Origin of the sequence: Parapedobacter composti (assembly GCF_900112315.1) — a bacterium.
GTDB classification, from domain to species: Bacteria; Bacteroidota; Bacteroidia; order Sphingobacteriales; family Sphingobacteriaceae; genus Parapedobacter; species Parapedobacter composti.
On record NZ_FOLL01000042.1, the window covers coordinates 1 to 3,833 of the forward strand.

Consider the following 3,833-nt stretch of genomic DNA (forward strand, 5'->3'; position numbering starts at 1 on the left):
GAAGGCGATAGACAGGCGTGTTAGGGTATTTAGGTTTAGGTTAATTTGAAGAGAATTTTGTAAAATTACGCAGTCTTAATTCGGGGAAGTCGACAAACAACCTCGATTTTTATAAGTATTATCGTAGCAATAATTCGTTCCTTGACGAAAGTTTTTTTGTTCGTGGCAACCACGATATAAAGCTATGGTTGGACACCTATTATTTCCAGTCTGACCAGTCCTTTTCCACGTCACATGATTACAAGGTCGCCAAGATAATAGCCAACGATTTGATACAGGTTTACATCGAAGACCAGTTGTATAACAAATTCCAAAAAGACAAATCGAAAGCACCGAAAAATCTGAAATGGACAGGTAGCAAAGTGGCATTGATAGAATTGATTTATGCCCTGCATTATCAAAATGTGTTTGACAACGGGAACAACGATATAAGGGAAGTAGCCCAATATTTTGAAAGTGCCTTTGGCATTGATTTGGGCAATTTCTACCAGACCTATTTGGAATTGAGAAACCGGAAGATGAACCGTACTAAATTCCTTGATACACTTCGGGAGGAACTAATACGGAGAATGGATGAGCGGGATGAAAAGTAAATAACTTCATTGCCGAAACCAAAGCCTACAAAAAGATACCAAAGATATTATCCTTTACCGATGAACACGGCAACGACAATATGAAGCAGGTCATTGAAGCCAATTACAGGCAGGTTAAAACGGACGTTATGCAGATTGTCGAAAGCGAAATGGAGCGGATTAAGAACGACCCCGATTTACAGCATTTGATACAGCAGGAGTAAGGGTATAAGAATAAGTGACTAAACGATAGTTACCTTAGGAAACACAGAAATAATATTGCATTTTGTCATTTGGCAAATCGTCATACCAAACCATTTAATAATTTTGTACTATGGAAGAATTTATAAATTACCTGTTGCAGTTCGGTAATTTGAACAAACAGCAGATAGACTTGATTACAAGCAAGGCGACAGAAATAGAACTCAAAAAAGACGAATATTATTGGGAAGCGGGAAAAACAGTTAGACAGGTTGGGTTTCTTACGGACGGTGTTATTCGTGTTTTTTATTACAACAACAAAGGTGAAGAAATTACACGCTATTTTATTGAGGAAAACCATTTGATTTTATCGGGAAACACAGTTGATGAAGTTTTTACGCCTTCCGAATATCTGTCTGCCATTACCGATTGCAAATTGGTTGTTTTTTCAAAACAAAATTGGAAAGACCTTTCCGCAACGATTATTGGTTGGGATAGCATTATTCAAAAGATAATCACTAAACATCACGGCGAAAAAATTGCAAGAAGAAGCGAATTGGTTTCGCAGGACGGAACAGAACGCTACCTTGACTTTATCGAGAAGTTTCCAACATTGGTAAATCGTGTGCCTTTGTCATACATCGCTTCCTATTTGGGCATTACGCAATCATCTTTAAGCAGAATAAGAAAGAATATCCGCTAAAATCACTTTTTGCCAAATGGCAAATGGTTTCATTTTTTATTGAGCCAATTTTGTACTAACAAATTTTAAAATCAAAAAAGATGAACAAAAGAAAATTAGGAAACAGCGGATTGGAAGTATCTGTATTGGGTTTTGGGTGTATGGGATTAAGTTTTCCGAATGCACCTACAAAGGAAGACAGCATAAAGTTAATACGTTCGGCAGTTGAACACGGAGTCACTTTCTTTGACACGGCGCAAGGTTATGGAGAAAACGAACTCTTGGTAGGCGAAGCACTTGAACCATTGCGTAATGAAGTTGTGATTGCTACAAAATTCGGTTTCAAAGACGGGGATGGGAGATTGGGATTAGACAGTAGTCCCGAAAACATAAAAGCCGTTGCCGAAGCGTCTTTGAAAAGGTTGCGGACAGACGTAATTGATTTGTTTTATCAGCACAGGTTCGACCCGAATGTTCCTATTGAAGACGTTGCAGGTGCTGTAAAAGACCTGATAAAAGAGGGAAAAGTAAAACATTTTGGTTTGTGTGAAGTAAATGCAGAAACCATTCGCAAAGCAAACGCCGTTTTGCCTGTAACCGCTTTGCAAAGCGAATACTCAATGTTTTATCGTGAGCCCGAAGATAAAATTATTCCGACATTGGAAGAATTAGGTATTGGTTTTGTGCCTTTTAGTCCATTGGGCAAAGGATTTTTGACAGGAACAATAAACGCAGATGTGGAATTGGATAAAACCGATGCAAGAAATATGTCGCCACGTTTCAGCAAAGAAAATAGGGAAGCCAACCAAGCATTAGTTGATTTGGTTGTTTCCATTGCGAAAGACAAAAACGCTACACCTGCACAAATTGCATTAGGTTGGTTATTGGCTCAAAAACTTTTCATCGTTCCAATTCCGGGAACATCAAAATTACACCGCTTACAAGAAAACATTGGTGCGACAAATGTTTCATTAACCAATGACGAGTTGAGCAAAATAAATGCAGCATTGGCGACAATTAAAATTGTAGGCGAACGCTACCCTGCACAGGTTCAACAAAAATTAGGCAAATAAATATACCGTATGCTTCTTTTCTATGCCATACTTATTGTCGCTTTGGACTTTTATGTTTTCTTCGCATTGCGTGGGTCGAGCATCCCCTTTGCGAAGAAAATATGGTTTGGATGGCTGTGGTGGGGGTATAGCATCATGCTCCTAATCGGGTTATTCACAGCGCTTCGCTCCGATTTTCCGTTTGCTTACCGTTCCGGTATTGTGATTACATTTATCATTACGACCATGTGTAAATTTAGCTATGGACTGGTCTTGGTTACTGACGACATTAGGCGTGGAGGCGTGTGGATTTCCCGTTTTCTCTTTCCAAAAAAAGAAAAAGAAACTCCCTCTCCCCAACTTATCGGAGACAAGCAGAGGCATGTAATCACACGTTCCGATTTTTTGCTCAAGTCGGGATTGGTCGTGGCTTCGTTGCCGTTCTTTGGGCTATCGTGGGGTGTAATTTCGGGTGCATACGATTATAGGATTCGTCGGCAAAAGCTGTACCTGCCTAATCTTCCACAAACCTTTCATGGTATGACCATTGCACAGATTTCGGATGTGCATTCGGGTTCGTTTTACAATAAAAAAGCGGTATCAGGTGGGATAGAGTTATTGATGGGGGAAAAACCGGATATGATTTTTTTTACGGGCGACTTGGTCAATCACCTTGCTTCGGAGATGTGGGACTATCAAGATTTGTTTTCCAAGTTGAAAGCCGATTTAGGGGTATTCTCGGTACTCGGAAACCATGACTATGGCGATTACCATTTCGGTTACGGGGATTCTCCCGAAAAGCACCGAAACCTCAAAAACCTCGTTGGCACACATAAGGTCATGGGATGGGATTTGCTTCGCAACGAGAACCGCAAGGTCAAAGTGGATAACGAAACTATTTCCATCGTGGGAGTAGAAAACTGGGGTACGAGGAACTTTTCGAATAGAGGGAATATTCAAAAGGCATTGCTCGGAACCGAGGAAGAAGCAGTAAAACTACTCCTGTCACACGACCCATCGCATTGGCGTGAACAGGTATTAGATACGGATGTTGATGCAATGTTTGCCGGACATACACATGGAATGCAGTTTGGTGTGCGGAGCGAACACTTCCAATGGAGTCCTGTGCAATACATTTACAAAGAATGGGCAGGGCTTTATTCGGAGGGAAACAAGCAGCTATATGTTAATGCTGGTTTTGGATTTCTTGGATATCCCGGTCGTGTGGGTATGTAATCTTCCCCGAAAACAGCTACGAATATTAATGTAGTTTTATAATTTAGGGACAATGAAAAAGAGTAGGTTTAGCGAAAGTCAGATCATCAA

General features: G+C 40.4%; 3 protein-coding genes and 2 pseudogenes. All 5 read left to right on the top strand.

The window, feature by feature from the left end:
• Positions 1-101: 101 nt before the first annotated feature.
• Positions 102-593 (top strand): annotated as a pseudogene (locus BM030_RS19390) (RteC domain-containing protein); the annotation flags it as partial.
• Between the two features lie 11 nt (positions 594-604).
• Positions 605-796: pseudogene (locus BM030_RS19395) on the top strand (hypothetical protein); the annotation flags it as partial.
• Between the two features lie 110 nt (positions 797-906).
• Entirely contained in the window at positions 907-1,476 is a 570-nt protein-coding gene (locus tag BM030_RS19400; protein WP_079718344.1) for a Crp/Fnr family transcriptional regulator, read from the top strand.
• A gap of 80 nt (positions 1,477-1,556) precedes the next feature.
• Entirely contained in the window at positions 1,557-2,528 is a 972-nt protein-coding gene (locus BM030_RS19405; protein ID WP_013407623.1) for an aldo/keto reductase, read from the top strand.
• A 9-nt stretch (positions 2,529-2,537) separates the two neighbouring features.
• Positions 2,538-3,743 carry a metallophosphoesterase gene (locus BM030_RS19410; RefSeq protein ID WP_090975255.1) on the top strand — a complete coding sequence of 402 codons (1,206 nt, stop codon included), beginning with the start codon at positions 2,538-2,540 and terminating at the stop codon, positions 3,741-3,743.
• The last annotated feature ends 90 nt before the right edge of the window (positions 3,744-3,833 follow it).

Bases quoted from the DNA above. Each gene is read 5' to 3' on its own strand.
- BM030_RS19400 (WP_079718344.1), top strand. From the start codon at position 907: ATGGAAGAATTTATAAATTACCTGTTGCAGTTCGGTAATTTGAACAAA.
- BM030_RS19405 (WP_013407623.1), top strand. From the start codon at position 1,557: ATGAACAAAAGAAAATTAGGAAACAGCGGATTGGAAGTATCTGTATTG.
- BM030_RS19410 (WP_090975255.1), top strand. From the start codon at position 2,538: ATGCTTCTTTTCTATGCCATACTTATTGTCGCTTTGGACTTTTATGTT.